The organism is Gordonia sp. GN26 (assembly GCF_054823965.1).
This window is the reverse complement of record NZ_JSYC01000151.1, coordinates 87,654-107,277: the sequence shown is the minus strand read 5'-3', so window position 1 is coordinate 107,277 and position 19,624 is coordinate 87,654. Positions and strand designations below refer to the sequence as shown.

The following is a 19,624-nucleotide window of genomic DNA, read 5'->3' as shown; positions in this document are numbered from 1 at the left end:
TAGGATGGGACGATGACGGTCGCCGGCCGGGACACCACCCACATGGTCATCTCCACCGTGTGTGCCGGCCGCGACCGTGAGGTCGGCGTCCTCACCGAACGTCTCCGCGAGATCTCGGGTACGGATCTCCTGGTCGTGACCGGCGACCCCGGCATCGGCAAGTCGACGCTCCTGAACCGGATGGTCGACCTCCACCGCCGAACAGCGGGCGACGCACACACGCTTGTCGCGCAGGCGTCCCCGTGGCAGTCGAGGTCCCCGGGACCGCTGATCCGGCAGCTGACGCAGGACACCACCGGCGCCACGCCGACGAACCCCGACGAACTCGCCGAGCGCCTCCTCGCGGTGATCCCGGACACCGACGAACAGCCGACACTCATTGCGGTCGACGATGCCGACTCCGCGGACGAGGAGTCACTCCAGGCTCTGATCACGCTCACCCGCGAGCACCGGTCTCGCCGCATCCTGATCGTGGTCACGACCGGCCGTCCGGGCATCCGGTTGGCGGGAACGACATTCGACGAGCTCCGACTGGACGGCGTCGGCCCGGACGCGGCCTCCGAGATCGCCGCGCAGCGCGGGATCCTGCTGCACCCGGTGATGCGCGACGAGCTGACCGCCCACACGCGCGGGAACCCGCGCGACATCGTCGCACTGCTCGACGAGGTACCCACCGGGACCTGGGCGCGCAGCGGCGGCCGTCTCCCCGCCCCACGACGTGTCGTCGACGAGGTCCGGGCCGCACTTCCCGCTCCGGAAACCCCCGCACGCGCACTCATCGAGGCCCTCGCCATCCTCGACGCGAACGAGCCGCTCTCCACCGCGATCGATCTCTCCGGCGTCGACGATCCGTTGCGGGCCATCGACGATGCCCGAAGGTCCACCCTGGTCACCTCCGACGGCGCCCTGACGCCCGCGGAGGCGCAGCCGCGGCTGACCACCCCCCTGGTCCGGGCGGCCGTCCTCGAGATCATGGGCATGACCGCCGTCGGCGAGGCCCATCGCCGGGCCGCGGAGGTGGTCACCGATCCGGCCCGTCGCCTCCATCACCGGGTCGCCGCCACACCCACCCCGGACGCCGACCTGGCCGACGACCTGGCCGGCCTCGCCCGCACGCGCGGCGCCGAGGGGGCCTGGGCCGAGGCCGCCCGCCTCTACCGCCAGGCCGGTCGCCTCACCCCCGACACGCTCGAACGGGATACCCGGGTCACGCTCGCGGTCGATTCCCTTCTCGCGGCGGGTGATTGCGTCGGAGCCGGGGCACTCGTCCCGACCGTCGAGAGCCTCCGCGAGACACCGCTGCGCAATGCGACCCTCGCCTACCTGGCCATCCTGCGGGGACGGTCGTCGGAGGCGCAACTCCGACTCGATCGCGCCTGGGGCATCGTCAACGTCCAGCGTGAACCCGACACCGCCGCACTCATCGCACAGCGATACGTCCTGCACAACCTCGTGCGTTGCCAGGGTGCAGAGCTGGTGGCCTGGGCCGACCGCGCGATGGAGATGGCGGTGGAGGGCTCCGCCGCCCGCATCGAGGCCGCGGTGATCCGCGGTCTCGGCCTCGCCTGGTCGGGCCGGCCGGAAGCGGCCCGCGCGGAATACGATTCGATCACCGAGCGCATCCGCTACGGCGCGCAGGCACAACGCGCCACGATGGGACGCGGCTGGCTGCAACTCAGTCTCGACGAGATCGACGCCGCCCGTACCAATCTCGAGGCCGCCGTGTCGATGGCCCAGCTGGGCGGCTCCACCCGGATCTCGTTGTGGGCGTTGGCCTGGCTGGCCCGCGTCCAATTCCTCACCGGCGACTGGGACGAGGCCATGCGCGGGGTCGACGCCGGCCTCGCCCTCGCCCGGAGCAGCGGCATCGAGCTCGCCACCCCGCTCCTCGACTGGACCGCATGCCAGATCCATTCGTCACGCGGGCACTGGGAGCAGGCCGATCAGCACATCGCCCACAGCTCCATCTCGATCGGCGACTACGAGATCATGCGCATCCCCGAGATCCTCGCCCGCGCCCACCGCGCCGAGGCGGCCGCCGAGTATGCGAAGGTCACCCGGATTCTCACACCGCTCGTCACGATGGCCGAAACCGTTCCCGCCCTGTCGGAACCGGGAATGTGGACATGGGTGGACGTACTCGCGAACGCCCAGGTGATCGAGGGCCGCATCGACGACGCGGATCGTCTGCTCAGTCGGTACGAGGCCCGTGTCGCCGAGCGCGGCCACCGCTCGGAGTCGGCACGTCTGAAGTACGCGCGCGGCCGACACCTCGGCGCCACCGGCGACATCCACGGAGCGCGTCGGACCTTCGAGGAGGGACTCGAACTGCTCGACGGCCTCGGACTCCGCTACGACCAGGCCCGGGTCAACTTCGCCTACGGGCAGACCCTGCGCCGGGCCGGCAAGAGACGCGCCGCCGACACCGTCATCGGTACTGCCCGTGAGCTCTACCTGTCCCTGGGGGCGACCGCTTTCGTCGAACGGTGCGACCGGGAGCTGAAGGCCGGCGGGCTGATCACGTCACGGCCCGACCGCGACGGCGCACCGAAGGACGCCGGCGAGCTCACCCCGCAGGAGGAGGCGGTGACCGCCCTCGTGGCCCGCGGACTGTCGAACCGCGAGGTGGCCGCCGAACTGTTCATCTCACCGAAGACGGTGCAGTACCACCTGACCCGGATCTATGCGAAGCTCGGGCTGCGGTCGCGCGCGGAGCTGGCCGCATCGCGGCGCTGATCGACCAGCGGCGCTCCGGTTTTCTCGGCGACGGTGTGGAAGTCGACCCCCGGCGCTAACTCGACGACGTCGAAACCCGTTCCGGCGACGTCGAACACACCGAGATCGGTGATGACCCGACTGACCATCCCGCGACCGGTCAGCGGCAGGGCGCAGTGGTCGAGGAGCTTCGGTTCGCCCTTCTTGGTCACGTGCTCCATCAGGACGATCACCTTGCCGGCGCCGTTGACGAGGTCCATCGCGCCACCGATGCCCTTCACGAGCGCGCCGGGCACCATCCAGTTGGCGAGGTCGCCGTTCATGGCCACCTGCATGCCGCCGAGAACGGCCACGTCGACGTGTCCGCCGCGGATCATCGCGAAGCTGGCTGCGGAGTCGAAGTACGACGCGCCGGGCAGCACCGACACGGTCTGCTTGCCGGCGTTGATCAGGTCGGGATCGACCTCGTCGTCGTAGGGGAAGGGACCGACGCCGAGGATGCCGTTCTCGGCGTGCAGGAAGATGCCGGAGTCGTCGGGCATGTGGTCGGGGATCAGGGTCGGCAGGCCGATCCCGAGGTTGACGTAGTCGCCGCGGGTGAGTTCCTTCGCCGCGCGGGCGGCCATCTCGTTCCGGTTCCAGGTCATGGCAGCTCTCCTAAACGGTGGCGACGGCGGGGCGTTCGCGGATGGTGCGCTTCTCGATCCCCTTGCGCGAGGCCTGTTCCGGGGTCAGTTCGAGAACTCGCTGGACGAAGATGCCCGGCAGATGGATCTCGTCGGGTCCGAGCTCGCCGACCTCGACGACCTTCTCCGCTTCGACGATCGTCGTGCGGCCCGCCATCGCGGCCGGCGGGTTGAAGTTGCGTGCGGCAGCATGGAATCTGCAATTGCCGGCGGTGTCGACGACCGCGGCACGGATCAGTGCGTAGTCGGTGACGATCGCTTCCTCGAGCACCATCGGCTTGCCGTTGAAGGTGCGGACCTCCTTGGGCGGGGAGGCCTCGGCGACGGTGCCGTCGGCGTTGTAGCGCCACGGCAGCCCACCCTCTTCGACGAGGGTGCCGACGCCCGTGGGGGTGAAGAAGGCGCCGATTCCGGCGCCGCCGGCACGCATCCGCTCGGCGAGGGTGCCCTGCGGGGTGAGTTCGACGGTGACCTCACCGGAGAGGAACTGGCGTCCGAACTCCTTGTTCTCGCCGATGTACGAGGCGATCACCTTGTCGATGCGGCGGTTCTCGAGCAGCAGACCGAGTCCCGCTCCGTCGACGCCGCAGTTGTTGGAGACGATGGTGAGGTTCTTCGCACCCTGGGCGAGGAGTGCGTCGATGAGGAATCCCGGGATGCCGGCGAGACCGAAACCGCCCACCGCGAGGCTCGCACCGTCGGGGATGTCGGCGACGGCGTCGGCGGCCGAGGCGACCACTTTGTCGTAACTCATTGCTGCTCCAGGTGTTCGATCAGCGCGGGGTTGATGATGTCTGGCTGCTGGGCGTTGGCCAGGTGGGCCGCGTCGGGGACGACGAGGAGGCGGCCGTTCTGGACGTTGGCGGCGATCTCTTCGAGCTTCGCGGGCGGGGTCGCCGGGTCGTCGGAGCCGGCGATGGCCAGAGTCGGTGCCGCGATCGACGGCAGGTCGCCGCGGAGATCCATCTCGGCGATGACCTCGCAGCACGAGGCGTACCCCTCGGCCGGCGTCGCGGCGACCATGTCCTCGTGGTACTTCCGGGAGGCCCCGAAGGTGCTGATGTAGTCGGGCGTGAACCACCGCTGCACAACGGATTCGGCGACGGCACCGGTGCCCTGTTCGCGCACCATGGCCGCCCGGTCGAGCCAGGCCTCCCGCGGGGGGAGCTGAGCTCCGGTGCAGAACAACGCGACCCGGTTGACCCGTTCGGGGTTGCGCGCCGCGACCCGCATCATGGTCATGCCGCCGAGTGAGAGCCCCATGAGGTGAGCACGCTCGATGTCGAGGCGGTCGAGCAGGGTGATCACGTCGTCGGCGAGGTCGTCGATCGTGTACGGCCCCTGCGGAACCGGGGATTCTCCGTGGCCGCGGGTGTCGTAGCGGATGACACGGAACCGCGCTTCGAGTGCGGGCAGCTGCGCGTCCCACATGCGATGCGTGGACCCGAGCGAGTTCGACAGGACGACCGCGGGACCGTCGGGACGGCCCGAGACGACTGCGTGTACCTGCACCGGGGCGCTCATCGGGTCGCCTCGAAGATCGCGGCGAGGCCCTGTCCGCCGCCGATGCACATGGTCTCGAGGACGTAGCGCGCCTCGCGGCGTCGTGCCTCGTAGGCAGCGGTGGCGAGTATTCGACCGCCGGTCGCACCGATCGGGTGGCCGAGGGAGATCCCGGAACCGTTGGGGTTCAGCCGTTCGTCGCCGGCGTCGATCTTCCACTCGTCGAGGCAGGCGAGGACCTGTGCGGCGAAGGCCTCGTTGAGTTCGATCAGGTCGATCTCGTCGAGAGTGAGGTCGGCGCGGTCGAGGGCAGCGGCGGTGGCGCTGACCGGACCGATGCCCATCGTCTCGGGATCACACCCGGTCACGGACCAGGAACGCAGGGCGAGAAGGGGTTCCAGCCCACGACGCTGTGCTTCCGCGCGGGTGGTCACCACGCACATCGCCGCGCCGTCGTTCTGTCCGGATGCGTTGCCGGCGGTGACCGTGGACTCCGCGTCGAGCTTGAGCCGGATAGGGCGCAGCTTGCCGAGCGACTCCGCGGTGGCGTCGGCGCGTGGGTGCTCGTCACGGTCGATGACGGTGTCGGGCTTTCCGCGGCGTCCGGGGATCGTGACCGGCACGAGTTCGTCGGCGAAGCGACCCTCCTCATGTGCGGCGACGGCCCGGTGGTGCGACCGCGCGGCGTACTCGTCCTGGTCGGCGCGGGAGATGCCGTACTTCGCACGCAGGTTCTCGGCGGTCTCGATCATGCCGCCGGGCACCGGATGCGATTCGCCGCCGGCGGTGAGGCGTCCGCGATCGAGGCGATCCATCAGTTCGACGCCACCCTGCTTGATCCCCGACCGAAGGCCGAGAGCGTAGTGCTCGACATTCGACATCGACTCGGCACCACCGGCGACCACGAGACGCGCGCCGCCGGTCGCCACCGACGACGCCGCGGTCAGGATCGCCTGCAGGCCCGAACCGCACCGGCGATCGACCTGCATGCCGGGGACACCCACGCCGAGACCGGCGTCGAGGGCCGCGATGCGCCCGAGCGCCGGCGACTCACCGTTCGCGTAACCCTGTCCGAGGATGACGTCGTCGATGTCGCCCTCGCCGAGGCCGGTTCGCGTCGTCAGTTCCTTCAGCAGGTCGGTTGCCAGGCGGGTGACCGGCACGGAGGAAAGCGCCCCACCCATGCGCCCGACGGGGGTGCGCAGGGGTGAACAGAGAACGATGTCCGTGTCCGCGGTAGTCGAAGTAGCCATGCGTCCAGCCTAGGTACCTGCAGCTATATGGAGAAGTATCCATTTGGGCATCTTTGATATGTCAGGAGTATCAATGCGTAGGATGGCCGCATGGAGCTGCGCCACCTGCGGTACTTTCGCGCCGTCGCCGAGGAACTGCACTTCGGCCACGCGGCCCAACGCCTGCACATCGCCCAGCCGCCGCTGTCCCAGCAGATCCGGCAACTCGAGGAGGAACTCGGCGTCGCCCTGCTCGTCCGGTCCACGCGACGCGTCGAGCTGACCGCCGCCGGCGAGGACTACCTCCGTCAGGTCGAGGCCATCCTCGATTCCGTCGACGCCGCGGGACGCCGGGCGCAGCGTATCGCCGACGGCCGGCAGGGCAACCTGGCCATCGGATGCGTCGGGTCGGCGACCTACTCGCTGCTCCCCCGCTTCGTGCGAGCTCTGCGCGACGAGCTGCCCGACGTCGACGTCAGCGTCCGCGGGGAGATGCTGGCCCCCGAACAGCTGGCCGCCCTGGAGTCGGGCGACATCGACCTGGCCCTGCTACGGATGCCGGTGGAGACGCACGGGCTGCACGTGGAGTCGATCCGAACGGACCGCCTGATCGTCGCGCTCCCTGCCGATCATCCGCTCACCGCGACCCCCGAGGACCAGGCGGTCGACATCGCGCAGCTCCGCGGCGAGGACTTCATCTCACATGTCGGTGGCGGCCGGTCGGTCATCGCCGGAGTCCTGGCCGCCACGTCGGAACGCGCAGGATTCGTGCCGCGCATCCGGCACGAGGTCGAGGAGACGTCGACGCTGGTGACACTGGTCGCCGCGGGACTCGGCGTGGCCATCGTGCCCGAGCCGACCTCGGCTCTCGGTGTGGCCGGCGTCGTCTACCGACCCCTGTCCGCACCGATCGACCACGTCGACCTGGCCGCCGCCTACGCCGCGGCGCGTCGGACACCGCTCGTCGACCGGGCGGTGGAAGTGCTCCGCACGCTCTCCTGAACGCCGGTCTCTGCCCCCTGAGGAGCGAGCTTGCGAGCGTCACGAAGGGCCTGGCAACATGCGTCACCAGGCCCGTCGAGGCTCGTCGCTATCGCTCCTCACACCTCAGGGAGCGAGATCGGTTGCGACGCAGCGATTTTGCGAACTGTCAGCGGTGCGTGAAGTTCGGGTCCCGCTTCTCGACGAAGGCGGCCATGCCCTCGGTCTGGTCGTCGGTGGCGAAGGTCGAGTAGAACAGGCCACGCTCGGCGCGGACGCCTTCGGTCAGACCCGACTCGAACGCACGGTTGACGGCCTCCTTGGCGAGGGCCGACGCGATGAGCGACTTCGAGGCGATGACCTCGGCGATCTCGATGGCCTTGGCGAGGGCTTCTTCCTTGGGGAAGACGCGCGACACGAGGCCCGCACGCTCGGCCTCTTCGACCTTCATGTTGCGGCCGGTGAGGATCATGTCCATCGCCTTGGCCTTGCCGACGGCGCGGGTGAGGCGCTGCGAGCCACCGATGCCCGGGATGACACCGAGGTTGATCTCCGGCTGACCGAAGACGGCGTTGTCGCCGGCGATGATGAAGTCGCAGAGCATGGCGAGCTCGCAGCCGCCGCCGAGGGCGTAGCCGGTGACCGCGGCGACGATCGGGGTGCGGGTGCGTGCCAGCTCGTCCCAGGCGCCGAAGAACTGCTGGTTGGCGACCTCGGCGTAGGTCTTGGTCGACATCTCCTTGATGTCCGCACCGGCGGCGAACGCCTTCTCCGAACCGGTGATGACGATGGCACCGATGGCCTCGTCGACGTCGAATTCCTTGACGACGCCGACCACTTCGTTCATGAGCTCGGAGTTGAGGGCGTTGAGCGCCTTCGGGCGGTTGAGGGTGATGATGCCGACGCGGCCGCGGCGTTCGACGAGGATGGTCTGGTATTCGGTCACGAGTGTCCTTCTTCCGGTTGAGGTGGTCGGTCAGGCAGGGAACGTCAGGTCGTGCGGCAGCGGCGCGAAGAACGCGTCGACGCCCGCCTCCGAGAATTCTGCCCAATTCGGGTTGCGGTCCTTGTCGATGACCTGCGCGCGGATGCCCTCGGCCATGTCGGGATGCAGGAGGCACCGGAGAGAGACGCGGTATTCGCGGACCAGGGTGTCCTCGAGGGTCGCGTCGTTCGCGGCCTCGCGCAGCGAGCGCAGCGTGACCGCCAGCGCCGTGGGGCTCTTGGCTGCGATGGTGTCGGCGGTCTTGGTCGCCGCTTCGGTGCCGACCGCGCGGCACCGTTCGATGATCTCCGAGATGGTCTCGGCGGCAAAGGCTTCGGAGATCCACTCCCGCTGTGCGGCGAGCTCGGACTCGGGTGCCTCGGTGGCGTACTCCGCGATCGCGGCGTCGACTCCGGTCGTTCCGATGGCCTCGATGAACGCCGGCAGCGACTCGGAGGGGACGAAGTGGTCGGCGAGACCCATGGCGATGGCGTCGGCGCCGCGGAGGTGGGCCGCGGTGAGTCCCGCGTACAGGCCGAGCCCGTCCGGGACCCGCGAGAGCAGGTGCGTACCACCGACATCGGGGACGAACCCGATACCGACCTCGGGCATGGCCAGACGGGTGCGGTCGGTCACGATGCGCACGTTCCCGTGTGCGGAGACGCCGACACCGCCGCCCATGACGATGCCGTCCATGATCGCGACGTAACTCTTGGGATAGCTCGAGATCGCAGCGTTGAGGCGGTACTCGTCGAACCAGAACTTTGCCGACGGCGAGTTCTCGGCGTCGATGTCGGTGGAGTCGGGATTGCCGCTGAGCGCCGAGGCGTCGCGGTGGATCGCGACGATGTCGCCGCCCGCGCACAGTCCGCGTTCGCCGGCGCCATAGAGGACGACGGCCTCGACCGAGTCATCACCGGCCCATTCGTCGAGCCGCTCCGCGATCTCGGTGGCCATCTCGTGGTCGATCGCATTGATCGACTTCGGACGGTTGAGGATCAGCGATCGCGCCGACCCGTTCTCCTCCGTCAGGACAGACGGGACCAGCACTGATTGTTCCGACACGATCGAAACTCCTCTCCACACCGACAGGCCTCCACAGATGGTTGCATATCCTAGTAACAGAGGCCAGACCCCGGGTGTCCACCGATAGTGAGGTTAGGGTGGCCTCATGGGCTACTCGAGAGCACGCGTCCGTGAGGTCGACGACCTGACGCCCAACCTGCGACGACTGACATTCGACGTGGCGGACCTGCCCGGTCTGGGACTACCCGACGTCTCCGACGAGGCGGTGGGCATCTATTTCCCATACGAATCGCAGCGCTCGACCCCGGATATGGGGTGCCGGGACGGAGTCTGGGCCTATTACGACATCGATCCCCCGCCGGACGGTCGCAACTATTCGATCCGTGCCGCCGACCCGGACGCGGGCACCGTCGTCGTCGACTTCGTCATCCATGCCGCCGGGCCGGCGACGACGTGGGCCCAGCGGACCGAGCCCGGTCACGAGGTCGTCATGACGCACGCGCGTAGCTGGTTCGCGCCGCCGGCCGGTGCAGACCGGCTCGTCCTGGCCGCCGACCTCGCCGGACTCCCGGCACTCGCGCGGATCATCGAGGATCTCCCGGTCGTCGACGGCGTGACCGTGGTGGTCGAGGTGCCGTCGCCGACCGATCTCGCCTACCTACCCGAGCGGAAGGTCGAGACGATCACGCTGATCGGCGGCAACGGACGGACTCCGAGCCGGCTGGCCGAGACAGTCGCAGCACTGGATCTCACGGACGCCGGGTACTGCTGGTTCGCCGGAGAGGCCTCGGAGTCGCGAGCCGTCCGCAAACATCTGCGCAGCGAATTGCGGTGGGGCCGCGAGTCGTACGACGTCATCGGCTACTGGCGTCAGGACAGCGAACGCTGGACGCAGGCCTACTCCGAACGCAGCACCGAGCTGTTCGCGGTGTACCGGCAGGCGCTCGCCGACGGGAAGACCGAGAAGGAGGCCTCGGAGGAGTTCGACGAGGCGCTCGAGCGCGTCGGGCTCTGATCCCGCGGGCTCACTCGACGTTGCGCGTCACCCGCCGGAGCAGGTTCACCAGCGTCTCGATCTCCTCGTCGTCGAGATCGTCCAGCATCTGGTGTTCGCTCTCGATGCGGCGGGGGAACTCCTCGTCGACGAGTGCACGCCCGGCAGACGTCAGCGACAGCAGGACCACACGGCCATCGCGTTCGAGGCGCTTCCGTTCGACCAAGCCCATCGCGACCAGCCGCTCCACGTTCTTGGTGGTCGAGGCCCCGGAGATGCCGGCGACCGAGGTGACCTCGCTGGCTCGGAGCGGTACGTCGCTGCGCGCGAGTGCACCGAGGACGTCGAACTCGGTCCGGGTGATCCCGCGGGGAGCGAGGTCACGGTCGAAACGTGCGAGGGCCAGCGAACCGATCCGCACGATGCGCCCGATGACATCGACCGGCCGCATGTCGAGGTCGGGATACTGCGCCGCCCACTCCCGGCGGGCACGGTCGACATAATCCGACGACCCTCCAGAACGCTCCGACATGCGCCGATCGTAACCCTTCGCAGATGTTTCATAGATAATTTACCGAGAAAGTATTATCGTGGACGGGTGCCCGACTCCCCCGCCTCGACCCGTGACCGCAGCCGCCTGCAGCATTCGCGCAGGGCATTGGCGCATTCGGTGTCCCCGGTCGCGTGGCGCAGCACGCTGGAGTTCCGTCGCGCTGACCCCACCGTGGCGATCGCCGTGCGCGTCGGGCTTGCCGGCGCGATCGTCCTCGTTGCCGGCGGCCTGCTCGGCCGGACCGAGATCGCCGGGTTCGCCGCTCTCGGTTCCCTCGCCGCCGCGTTCCTCCGCTACGAGCCCTATCCCCGGCTGGCCCGCAAACTCGCGGGTGTGGCCGGACTGATCGTCGCCTACACGGCGTTCGGCGCCGCCCTCGGTGTCGCGGGCGCGCCCATCTGGACGCAGGTGGTGCTGGTCTCGGCGGGCGCCGGTATCGCCTACTGGCTCACCTTGGTCTTCGGGATCACCGGGCCCGGCCCCGTCGTCATGATCTTCGCCGCCGCGGGCGCAGCCGGGTTCGCGGACACCTGGGCCGACGCCGCCTCCGTCACCGGGGCCGCCGCGCTGGGCGGCCTCGTCGGCTGGGCCGTCGCCATGGCCCCCTCGCTGTCCCATCCGCACAGCCCTTCCCGGGTGGCGGTGGCACGCGCTCTCGCCGCCGTGTCGGCAACCGAACAGCACCGAGATCAGGCGGTTCCGGCCGCACGAGCGGCGATCACCCGGGCCCGGGAAACCATCGCGCTCACCCCGCGCCGACGCGTCGACGCACACGTCCACGAACTGATCGCACTGCTCGACGCCGCCGAGAACACCCTCGACGGGCGCGAATCCGGACTGTCCCGGCAGGACGACTTCGCGCGACTGGAAGCCGAACTCCGCAAGGTGCGCAGCGACATCCGAACGCCACGGACACCCGACGCCCCTCTGCCGGTCACGGCCCCGGCCCCCGGTTACCTCCGCGCCGCAACGGACAAGACATTCTGGTTCAGCGCCTCTCGTGTGGCCGTCGCATCGCTGATCGCCGGCATCTTCGCGGTCGCCGTCGGACTGGATCACCCGCTCTGGGCAATACTCGGCACGATCGCCACCCTGCAGGGCGTGAACTACGGCCACGCCGTTCAGCGAGGCATCCAACGTCTACTCGGAAACACCGCGGGCGCACTGCTCGCGGCCGCACTGATCTTCGCCGGACTCGGCTACTGGCCACTCGTCGTGATGGTCGTGGCCTGCCAGACCGCCGCGGAACTGACGGTGACCCGCAACTACGCGCTGGCCTCCACCTTCGTCACCGCCATGGCACTACTGGTGACCTCGATCGGCCATCCCGCCGGCACCGGCATCGCGGCCACCCGGGTCGGCGACACGCTCGTGGGCGTCGTCGTCGGAATTCTCGTGGCAGCGTTGACCATCCGCCCCGACGACCGGCACCACCTGACAGCGCCCGAACGTACGGAGAAGTCGGCCGATTAACCCCCTTCGGGAGACTCCTCGTCCTTCGCTTGATCCTGAGCGATCGCCACGCCGACCGGATCGACGACGGCGTTGACGAATCGGGCCAGTCGCGCGGTGGGCGGCTTGGCGATGAGCTCCGGGCCGCCCTGGGCAACGATCTGCCCCTGTTCCATGAAGACGACCCGATCGGAGACCTGCTCGGCGAATCCCATTTCGTGCGTGACGCTGATCATCGTGAGCCCCTTCGTGGCAAGCCTTTTCATGACCAGCAGAATCTCGGCCTTCATCTCCGGGTCGACCGCGGAGGTGACCTCGTCGAAGAGGACCACGCGCGGTTGCATGGCGAGCGTCCGCGCCATGGCCACACGTTGCTTCTGCCCACCGGAGAGCTGGCCTGGGTAGGCGTCGATTCGGTCCCCGAGGCCGACCTCCTCCAGCAGTTCGATCGCCCGGGCACGTACCTCCGCCCGCGGCTGCCCCAATGAATTCACCGGCGAGTCCATGACGTTCTCGATCACACTCATGTGTGGAAAGAGGTTGAAGGACTGGAAAACCATGCCGACATCGCGACGCAACTCGCGGAGATCGCGTCCCCGGAGGTGCTTCTGCTGCCCCTTCGCATCCGGCCCGGAAACACGTTTGCCCAGGATGTCGATGGTCCCTGCGCTCGGTGTCTCGAGCAGGTTCAGGCAACGAAGCAGAGTTGTCTTCGCCGCGCCCGACGGCCCGATCAGGGCGACCACCTCGCCCTGGTTCACGGTGAGGTCGACGCCGTGGAGGATCTCGCGATCTCCATAACTCTTTCGTAGGCCAGAGATCTCGATGATGGGTGTGGTCATGCCAGGACTCCTTCGGCTCGCATGATTCCGGTGCTCGCGACCACCGTGCTCATGACTTCAGTGCGAACGCACGCTCGAACAGGAACTGCAACAACACCAGCACCGTGTTCAGAAGCAGGTAGATGATCGCGACGATCGTCAGGATCTCCAGCGGCTGAAAGGTGGTGCTGATCAACCTGTTCGCGGTTCCGGTGATCTCGGCGACCGTGATGGTGCTCGCGAGTGACGTCGCCTTCAGTGCGGTGATGGCGTTGCTGAAATAGGGCGGAATGCTGACACGGAAGGCCTGGGGTGCGATGACCCGCCACATGTAGTGCGTCGGAGTCATCGCCAGGGCCTGCGCGGCCTCCCATTGTCCGCGGTCGACCGCGGACAACCCACTTCGGAAGATCTCCGCGGTGTAGGCCGCGGCGGTCAGACCGAGGCCCAGGATTCCCGCGGCCATCGGCGTCAGGGCCACTCCGAGCGCGGGCAGTCCGAAGTACGTGAAGAACAGGATCACCAACGGCGGGAGGCCGCGGAAAACCCAGGTGAAGGCGATGGACACGGCGCGCAACGGCCACACCGGGGTGGTGCGCATCAACGCGAGCAGTGCGCCACCGACCGTACCGATCGCCATGCTCCCGAGGAACAGCCAGATGGTCGCCCACAGACTGTCCAGGAGCGCACCGAGGTACTCGCCCCATACCTGTGCGTCGAATGTCATCTCGTCACCAACCCGGTCCGCGGACTACTGGTCCGACTTGGTGGGCGCGACCGGGAACGGATTGGCCGCATCCAGCGAGGTCGGGGTCGGGAGTGCCTGACCGAACCACTCCATCTGCAGCGATCCGATGGTCCCGTCGGAGTACATCTCGGTCAGGGCCTTGTTGACGCGGTCGAGCAGCTCGGTGTTGCCCTTCTTGGTGGTCGCGGCCACGATCGAGGGATTGACCGAGTCGCCGACCGGGGCGACGCCGTCGGCCGGGTTCTTCTGGGCGTAGTACAGCGCGTTGATGGTGTCGTAGACGATCGCGTCGATGCGGCCGTTCTTCAGGTCCAGGATCGCCTGCGACGGTCCTGCATAGGCAACGAGGTCGGAATACCCGAGGTCGGCCTTGTTCGCCAGCGCCCACTGTTGCTGCACGCTGCCGTCGACGGCGCCGATCCGAAGGCCGGCCAGCGACGAGTCGAGACCGGTGATCTTCGCCTTGTCGGCGGCCCGGACCATCGCCACCGATCCGCTCGACGCAACCGGGTGGGTGTAGTCGAGTTGCTTCGCGCGCTCCTCGGTGAACACCACCGAACCGTCGGACATGTCGTAGCGACCGGTGGTGACACCCTGCAGCAGGGACTTGTAGTCGACCTTCTCGAACTTGACCGTGGCGCCCATGCGCTCGCCCATCTCCTCGGCGATGTCGATCGCGTAACCGGTCAGGTCACCGGAGGTCTCGACCATTGTGAATGGGGCGTAGTTGGCCGACGTCGCCACGGTCACCACATCACCGTTGCCCTCATCGGTCGTTGCGCAGGCGCTGAGTGCCAGGACGCCTCCGAAAACGGTCACCAGGGCACGTAAAGGCAGCTTTCTCATCGCGTTGTCCTTCTGTCGAGGGGGATCGCCCCGGGGGTCGCTGGGGCGAGAGAGGAAACAGCCGAGCCATCGCGCCCAGCGTCGGTTCACTGAGCGCGATCTCGGTTCGGTGGATGAGTCAACGTTCCGGTCGTTTAGCGGAGGTTGCCCATTTGTGAACACTGGGTTTCAAGCCCATCGGCCCAGGTCAGGGCGTCTACCGAAGTGGTTGCACAGCAGTGATTTTCATCCAGTACGGAATGGAAACCACTGTGTAACAAGGTCGAAACCGAACCAGTCCAAGCTGCTCACATCCCACTGAGACAGCGGTTCACTAGCTGAACCAGACCCCCCTTGGAGGCCCCCATGACGAGCAGCGGCACGCTCACGCCCACGACGCAGGAAGGAACCGACTGGATCGCCCGCGCCCACCGCGACCACGTGCTCACCTCATGGTCGAAGCAGTCGGGCCCGGACCCGATCACCGTCGTCGACGCCGCCGGCTGTTGGTTCGTCGACAGCAACGGCAACAGATACCTCGACTTCCTGTCCCAGCTCGTGAATCTCAATCTGGGTCACCAGCATCCGCGGCTGGTCGAGGCGATCGCCGAGCAGGCCCGCAAGTCGTGCTTCATCGGTCCGACGTTCGCGAACGAGGCGCGTAGCCGGCTGGCTCTCGAACTCGACGCCCTCACTCCCGGCAACCTCACCTCCAGCTTCTTCACCACTGGCGGCGCCGCAGCCAACGAAGCCGCCATCGCCATCGCCCGCGCGGTGACCGGCCGGCACAAGGTCGTGGCCCGATACCGCTCGTACCACGGCGCCAGCGCCGGGGCGATGACACTGACCGGCGATTCGCGCCGGTGGGGGCTGGAACCCCTGACCACGCCGGGTGTCGTGCGCATGCTCGACCCTTATGTACCGGGTGGGGGAAACCCGGACGACCCCCGCTACTCCGCTGCCCATCTCGAAGAGGTCCTCCAGTACGAGGACCCCGGGAGCGTCGCCGCGGTGATCATGGAGACCGTCACCGGCACCAACGGGCCCATCGTTCCCCCGCCCGGTTACCTCAAATCCATTCGCGAGGTGTGTGATCGGCACGGGATCCTCTTGATCTGCGACGAGGTGATGGTCGGGTTCGGCCGACTCGGCACCTGGTTCGGCATCGAGCAGTTCGGCGTCGTGCCCGACATCCTCACCACAGCCAAGGGCATCAACTCCGGCTACGTCCCGCTCGGTGCCACGATCGTGGGCGCGCACATCCGCGACGCCCTCCGCGACATCGCCCTGCCGGCCGGTCTCACCTACGCCGGGCACCCGCTCGCCTGCGGCAGCGCCGTCGCGTCCATCGAGATCATGAAATCCGAAGGTGTGGTGGAGAATGCGGCGATCCAGGGTGCGCGCCTGCAGCGTGGCCTCGAGGAGTTGGCGCGACGCCACCCCAGCGTCGGCGGCATTCGGGGTCTCGGTCTGATGTGGGGCATCGATCTCGTGGCAGCCGACGGATCCCCGCTGATCCCGTTCAAGGGAACACCCGAGCAGTCCACCCCCGGCGTCGCCGTCGTGAAGGCTGCCAAGGAGCGCGGTCTGTGGATCGGCCGCCAGGACAGTGTCATCCGGCTCGCACCGCCGCTGATCATCACCGCGGAGGAGATCGACCTCGCGCTGTCGATCCTCGACGAGGCACTCGTCCACGCCGACGACGCCGTGGGAGTGGTTCGATGACAGAGAGTCTCATCATCCGCGGCGGTCACGTGGTGACCGCCACGGACACCTTCCGCGCCGACGTGCTGATCGCCGACGGCAAGATCGCCGCCCTGGGCGTCGACGACGGGTGGACCGCGGACCGCGTCATCGACGCCGACGGCCACTATGTCCTTCCCGGCGGGATCGACACCCACACCCACTTCGAGCACCACAACCTCAAGGGCACCACCCGGACCGCCGACGATTTCCGCACCGGCAGCGCCGCATCGGCGGCCGGCGGCACCACCACCTTCGTCGACTTCGTCCGCGGACTCCCCGGCGAGAGCCTGATCGACGCCTTCCACCGTCGCCGGACGGCCGCAGAACAGGGTTCGATGATCGATTTCGGTTTCCACCTGATGGTGCCGGCGACCGCGAACTCCGACGATTCGTTCGACCAGTTGCGGCATCTGACGGAGGAATTCGGCGCCACCAGCTGGAAGTTCTTCATGGCCTACACCGGGCTGATGGTGCCCGACGACGTGCTCATCCGCGGGTTCACCGAGGCCAAAGCACTCGGGGTGCTCCCCATGGTGCACGCCGAGAACGGCCATATGGTCAACGCCGCCGTCGACGCACTCATCGAAGAGGGCAAGACCGAGGAGCACCATCACATGCACGGCCATCCGGCCGCCGCCGAGCGCGAGGCCATCGTGCGCGCGGCGACGATCGCCGAGTGGGTGGACACACCGTTGTTCATCGTCCATGTGTCCTCGGCCGACGGCGTCGGCGAGATCCAGGCCCTACAGAGTCGCGGACGTCCCGTGTTCGGCGAAACGTGTCCGCACTACCTCGTAACGGGGTACGAGGACTACTCGCAGGCGGATTTCGAAGCGGCCAAGTACATCTGCTCGCCTCCCATCCGGGAGAGCAGTCACCAGGAGCCACTGTGGAACGCCCTGGCCACCGGTGTCCTGGGGTCGGTGGGTACCGATCACGCGACCTACACGATGGACCAGCCCGAGGACCTGCCACCACAGAAACCGCAGGGGCGCGGTTTCTTCCCGAACGTGCCGCCGGGAGTCCCAGGGGCCGAGGAACGCTTGATGGTCCTCTACGAACACGGCGTTGTACGAGGTCGTTTCGACCTGAACCGGTTCGTCGACATGACGTCGACCAACCCGGCGAAGACCTTCGGGCTCTACCCCCGCAAGGGGACCATCGCCCCTGGTTCCGATGCCGACGTCGTCATCTGGGATCCGCAAGCCGACCACACCATCTCGGCCGACCGACACCGCTCCCGCGCCGGATACACCCTCTACGAGGGTATGTCGGTCAGCGGAGCACCGCGCCACGTCTTCTCGCGCGGAGAGCAGCTCGTCCGCGACGGTGAACTGGTGGAACGGTACGGACACGGCCGGTACCAATCTCGGACGACGCTGCGGGATCGAACACCGACCCCGCGCCCCGCCGATCGATTCGATTCATCCCTACCCATCGACTGTGAGGTGTGATGTGACCATTCCCCTTGGAGTTCACCTCGGTGAACGTTTCACTCTGGACGAGACGAAGGCCATTGCCGATGTCGCCGACGAAGCAGGCTTCGACAGCCTGTGGGTGGCCGAAGGCCGCTTGACCCGAGACGCGATCAGCGTCATGGCCCTTCTCGCCGACCGCACCCATCAGGTCCGCATCGGCTCGGGTGTCATCAACAACAAGACCCGCAATCCGGCCCTCACTGCCGTCACCTTCAAGACCCTCGACGAGATCGCCCCTGGGCGAATCATTCTCGGCGTCGGTGCGTGGTGGGAACCGATCGCATCGAAGGTCGGTGCCCCCATCCGCAAGCCGCTGGGCACGATGCGCGAGTTCATCTCCATCTGCCGCTCACTCTTCGCCAACGAGGAGGTGACGCTCCAGGGCGAGCACTTCTCGATGGACAAGATCCGGTTCGACCGGATGTACGCCGAGAACAAGCCGGTCGACATTCCCATCTACACCGGCCCGGTCGGTCCGAAGATGCTCGAACTGTCCGGAGAACTCGCCGACGGGGTCTACCTCGACTTCCTGATGCCGACGAGCTACACCAGGGAGGCTGTGAACGCGTTGCAGCGCGGTCGCGAACGCAGCACGCTCACCAAGGATCTCGACATCACCCAGATCATCTGCTGCTCGATCGACGACACCAACCCCGAAGATGCCAAGGACTCAGTCAAGGCGTTCCTCACCATGTACCTGATGCAGCAGCCGCACATCGGTTCCCACTGCGGCGTCGAGCCCGGTCTCGTCGACCGCCTGAAGGAGATCGCGGGTTGGCCGGCACGCCCGGAGGACATCCGCAAGGCCATGCCACTCGTCCCCGACGACCTCGTCCGTCGCGTCACCGCCTACGGCACCACCGCACAGACAGCCGACATGATCGACGAATACCGCGCGGCCGGAGTCCGTGTGCCCGTGGTGTTCCCGCTCGGCGCCAACCCTGTTGACACCATCCGTTCTCTCGCAAAGGTTTCCGCATGACAACCCCCGATAAGACCAGCACCGAGGAGTCCACGCCCGGCATCGTCACCGCCGGCGTCCTACAGCTCCGGCCGACCTCCGATCGAGAGGCCAACCTCGCCGTCGTCGCCGATCTGATCGATCAGGCCGCGGCCCGCGGCGTCAAGGTCTTGCAGCTGCCAGAGCTCTTCTCGGTTCCCTTCGTGGCGCCCATGCCCGTCGATCCCGATTACCTGGTCTACGGCGAGCCGCTCGACGGCCCCAGTAACACGATGGTGGCGGAGAAGTCGCGCGAGCACGGGATGACCATCGTGTCGTCGATCTTCGAGAAGACCGCGGCTGCCGGGGTCTTCTACAACACCGCGACCATCTTCGTCAGCGGTGAACGCCGCCTGGACTACCGCAAGTCGCACCTGCCGCTGTCGTTCAATTTCCCGGAGAAGTCGTACTTCCGCCCCGGCGACAAGTCACCGGAGGTCGTCGACGCCGACGGCATCCCGGTGTCGACGATCATCTGCTACGAACGGCACTTCCCCGAACTCGCGCGCACCGCAGCGGTTCAGGGCGCCACCGTGCTGGGCATCCCGATCGCCTCCGGCAACGGGTACTCGCGTGAGACATTCGATCTGGAGCTGAAGGCACATGCGGTCTTCAACTGCATGTACGTGCTGGCCAGCAACCGCATCGGCATCGAGGGGCCCAAGGAGTACTTCGGCGGCAGCTCCATTTACGGACCCGACGGCGAGACGGTGGCCACGGCCGAGGACAACGGCGGCGACGAACTGGTGGTCGGTGACATCGACCTGGGCCAGCTCCCGGCCAAGCGCGCTTTCGGTCGTCCTTTCCTGCGCGATCGGCGGTTCGCCCTATACAAATGACACCTACGACACCCGCTTCCCCTGTAATCACCCCGATCTG

The 19,624-nt window shown here is 67.6% G+C and carries 18 protein-coding genes; 8 read left to right on the top strand and 10 right to left on the bottom strand.

What is annotated here, in order from left to right:
• Positions 1 to 12 precede the first annotated feature (12 nt).
• A complete protein-coding gene (locus OK17_RS21165) occupies positions 13 to 2,736 on the top strand; it encodes a helix-turn-helix transcriptional regulator (protein WP_461418662.1) in 2,724 nt (907 codons plus the stop codon).
• Here OK17_RS21165 and OK17_RS21160 read toward each other — a convergent pair.
• The 4 genes from OK17_RS21160 to OK17_RS21145 are packed head-to-tail and all read right to left on the bottom strand — an operon-like array spanning position 2,682 to position 6,157.
• Complete coding sequence (locus tag OK17_RS21160; protein WP_461418661.1) at positions 2,682 to 3,362, bottom strand: 3-oxoacid CoA-transferase subunit B; 681 nt, start codon at positions 3,360 to 3,362, stop codon at positions 2,682 to 2,684. The genes OK17_RS21165 and OK17_RS21160 overlap by 55 nt on opposite strands.
• 10 nt (positions 3,363 to 3,372) lie before the next feature.
• Positions 3,373 to 4,155: a CoA transferase subunit A gene (locus OK17_RS21155; protein ID WP_232717877.1), complete on the bottom strand. Its 783-nt coding sequence runs from the start codon at positions 4,153 to 4,155 to the stop codon at positions 3,373 to 3,375.
• On the bottom strand, positions 4,152 to 4,925 hold the full coding sequence (gene pcaD / locus OK17_RS21150) for a 3-oxoadipate enol-lactonase (protein ID WP_461418660.1): 774 nt from the start codon (positions 4,923 to 4,925) through the stop codon (positions 4,152 to 4,154). The genes OK17_RS21155 and pcaD overlap by 4 nt, the downstream gene beginning before the upstream one ends.
• A complete protein-coding gene (locus OK17_RS21145; RefSeq protein WP_461418659.1) occupies positions 4,922 to 6,157 on the bottom strand; it encodes an acetyl-CoA C-acetyltransferase in 1,236 nt (411 codons plus the stop codon). The genes pcaD and OK17_RS21145 overlap by 4 nt, the downstream gene beginning before the upstream one ends.
• Positions 6,158 to 6,247: 90 nt before the next feature.
• Between OK17_RS21145 and OK17_RS21140 the strand changes: the two genes are divergently transcribed.
• Positions 6,248 to 7,138, top strand: coding sequence for a LysR substrate-binding domain-containing protein (locus OK17_RS21140; RefSeq protein ID WP_461418658.1), 891 nt, complete (start codon positions 6,248 to 6,250; stop codon positions 7,136 to 7,138).
• 148 nt (positions 7,139 to 7,286) lie between these two features.
• Here the strand turns inward: OK17_RS21140 and OK17_RS21135 are convergent, their stop codons facing one another.
• Positions 7,287 to 8,063 (bottom strand): enoyl-CoA hydratase, encoded by a 777-nt coding sequence (locus OK17_RS21135; protein ID WP_119033221.1) that lies wholly within the window; start codon positions 8,061 to 8,063, stop codon positions 7,287 to 7,289.
• A 30-nt stretch (positions 8,064 to 8,093) separates the two neighbouring features.
• Positions 8,094 to 9,167 carry an enoyl-CoA hydratase/isomerase family protein gene (locus OK17_RS21130; RefSeq protein ID WP_461418657.1) on the bottom strand — a complete coding sequence of 358 codons (1,074 nt, stop codon included), beginning with the start codon at positions 9,165 to 9,167 and terminating at the stop codon, positions 8,094 to 8,096.
• Positions 9,168 to 9,273: 106 nt separating this feature from the next.
• On the opposite strand from OK17_RS21130, the gene OK17_RS21125 reads away from it, so the two are divergent.
• Positions 9,274 to 10,143 (top strand): siderophore-interacting protein, encoded by an 870-nt coding sequence (locus OK17_RS21125; protein ID WP_461418656.1) that lies wholly within the window; start codon positions 9,274 to 9,276, stop codon positions 10,141 to 10,143.
• Positions 10,144 to 10,153: 10 nt separating this feature from the next.
• On the opposite strand, the gene OK17_RS21120 is transcribed toward OK17_RS21125, so the two are convergent.
• Positions 10,154 to 10,654, bottom strand: a complete 501-nt coding sequence (locus tag OK17_RS21120; RefSeq protein WP_461418655.1) for a MarR family winged helix-turn-helix transcriptional regulator — start codon at positions 10,652 to 10,654, stop codon at positions 10,154 to 10,156.
• Positions 10,655 to 10,720: 66 nt separating this feature from the next.
• On the opposite strand from OK17_RS21120, the gene OK17_RS21115 reads away from it, so the two are divergent.
• A complete protein-coding gene (locus OK17_RS21115; RefSeq protein WP_461418654.1) occupies positions 10,721 to 12,148 on the top strand; it encodes an FUSC family protein in 1,428 nt (475 codons plus the stop codon).
• Here the strand turns inward: OK17_RS21115 and OK17_RS21110 are convergent.
• Genes OK17_RS21110 through OK17_RS21100 form a run of 3 tightly spaced genes read right to left on the bottom strand, consistent with a single transcriptional unit; the run spans position 12,145 to position 14,542 of the window.
• Positions 12,145 to 12,969 (bottom strand): amino acid ABC transporter ATP-binding protein, encoded by an 825-nt coding sequence (locus OK17_RS21110; protein WP_232717869.1) that lies wholly within the window; start codon positions 12,967 to 12,969, stop codon positions 12,145 to 12,147. The genes OK17_RS21115 and OK17_RS21110 overlap by 4 nt on opposite strands.
• Positions 12,970 to 13,018: 49 nt before the next feature.
• The gene (locus OK17_RS21105; protein ID WP_006867521.1) at positions 13,019 to 13,675 is read right to left on the bottom strand and encodes an amino acid ABC transporter permease; all 657 of its coding nucleotides are present in this window, start codon (positions 13,673 to 13,675) and stop codon (positions 13,019 to 13,021) included.
• A 24-nt stretch (positions 13,676 to 13,699) separates the two neighbouring features.
• Positions 13,700 to 14,542 carry a substrate-binding periplasmic protein gene (locus OK17_RS21100; RefSeq protein ID WP_232717868.1) on the bottom strand — a complete coding sequence of 281 codons (843 nt, stop codon included), beginning with the start codon at positions 14,540 to 14,542 and terminating at the stop codon, positions 13,700 to 13,702.
• A gap of 345 nt (positions 14,543 to 14,887) precedes the next feature.
• Here OK17_RS21100 and OK17_RS21095 point away from each other — a divergent pair, with 345 nt between their 5' ends.
• The 4 genes from OK17_RS21095 to OK17_RS21080 are packed head-to-tail and all read left to right on the top strand — an operon-like array spanning position 14,888 to position 19,584.
• Positions 14,888 to 16,246, top strand: a complete 1,359-nt coding sequence (locus OK17_RS21095) for an aminotransferase class III-fold pyridoxal phosphate-dependent enzyme (protein WP_461418653.1) — start codon at positions 14,888 to 14,890, stop codon at positions 16,244 to 16,246.
• Positions 16,243 to 17,721 (top strand): dihydropyrimidinase, encoded by a 1,479-nt coding sequence (gene hydA, locus OK17_RS21090; RefSeq protein ID WP_461418652.1) that lies wholly within the window; start codon positions 16,243 to 16,245, stop codon positions 17,719 to 17,721. Before OK17_RS21095 ends, hydA begins: the two co-directional genes overlap by 4 nt.
• Position 17,722: 1 nt before the next feature.
• Positions 17,723 to 18,727: an LLM class flavin-dependent oxidoreductase gene (locus OK17_RS21085; RefSeq protein WP_232717865.1), complete on the top strand. Its 1,005-nt coding sequence runs from the start codon at positions 17,723 to 17,725 to the stop codon at positions 18,725 to 18,727.
• Entirely contained in the window at positions 18,724 to 19,584 is an 861-nt protein-coding gene (locus OK17_RS21080; protein ID WP_461418651.1) for a carbon-nitrogen hydrolase family protein, read from the top strand. Before OK17_RS21085 ends, OK17_RS21080 begins: the two co-directional genes overlap by 4 nt.
• Positions 19,585 to 19,624: the final 40 nt, after the last annotated feature.

Coding starts and splice junctions, on each gene's coding strand:
- OK17_RS21165 (WP_461418662.1), top strand. CDS start 13: ATGACGGTCGCCGGCCGGGACACCACCCACATGGTCATCTCCACCGTG.
- OK17_RS21160 (WP_461418661.1), bottom strand. CDS start 3,362: ATGACCTGGAACCGGAACGAGATGGCCGCCCGCGCGGCGAAGGAACTC.
- OK17_RS21155 (WP_232717877.1), bottom strand. CDS start 4,155: ATGAGTTACGACAAAGTGGTCGCCTCGGCCGCCGACGCCGTCGCCGAC.
- pcaD (WP_461418660.1), bottom strand. CDS start 4,925: ATGAGCGCCCCGGTGCAGGTACACGCAGTCGTCTCGGGCCGTCCCGAC.
- OK17_RS21145 (WP_461418659.1), bottom strand. CDS start 6,157: ATGGCTACTTCGACTACCGCGGACACGGACATCGTTCTCTGTTCACCC.
- OK17_RS21140 (WP_461418658.1), top strand. CDS start 6,248: ATGGAGCTGCGCCACCTGCGGTACTTTCGCGCCGTCGCCGAGGAACTG.
- OK17_RS21125 (WP_461418656.1), top strand. CDS start 9,274: ATGGGCTACTCGAGAGCACGCGTCCGTGAGGTCGACGACCTGACGCCC.
- OK17_RS21120 (WP_461418655.1), bottom strand. CDS start 10,654: ATGTCGGAGCGTTCTGGAGGGTCGTCGGATTATGTCGACCGTGCCCGC.
- OK17_RS21110 (WP_232717869.1), bottom strand. CDS start 12,969: ATGACCACACCCATCATCGAGATCTCTGGCCTACGAAAGAGTTATGGA.
- OK17_RS21105 (WP_006867521.1), bottom strand. CDS start 13,675: ATGACATTCGACGCACAGGTATGGGGCGAGTACCTCGGTGCGCTCCTG.
- OK17_RS21100 (WP_232717868.1), bottom strand. CDS start 14,542: ATGAGAAAGCTGCCTTTACGTGCCCTGGTGACCGTTTTCGGAGGCGTC.
- OK17_RS21095 (WP_461418653.1), top strand. CDS start 14,888: ATGACGAGCAGCGGCACGCTCACGCCCACGACGCAGGAAGGAACCGAC.
- hydA (WP_461418652.1), top strand. CDS start 16,243: ATGACAGAGAGTCTCATCATCCGCGGCGGTCACGTGGTGACCGCCACG.
- OK17_RS21080 (WP_461418651.1), top strand. CDS start 18,724: ATGACAACCCCCGATAAGACCAGCACCGAGGAGTCCACGCCCGGCATC.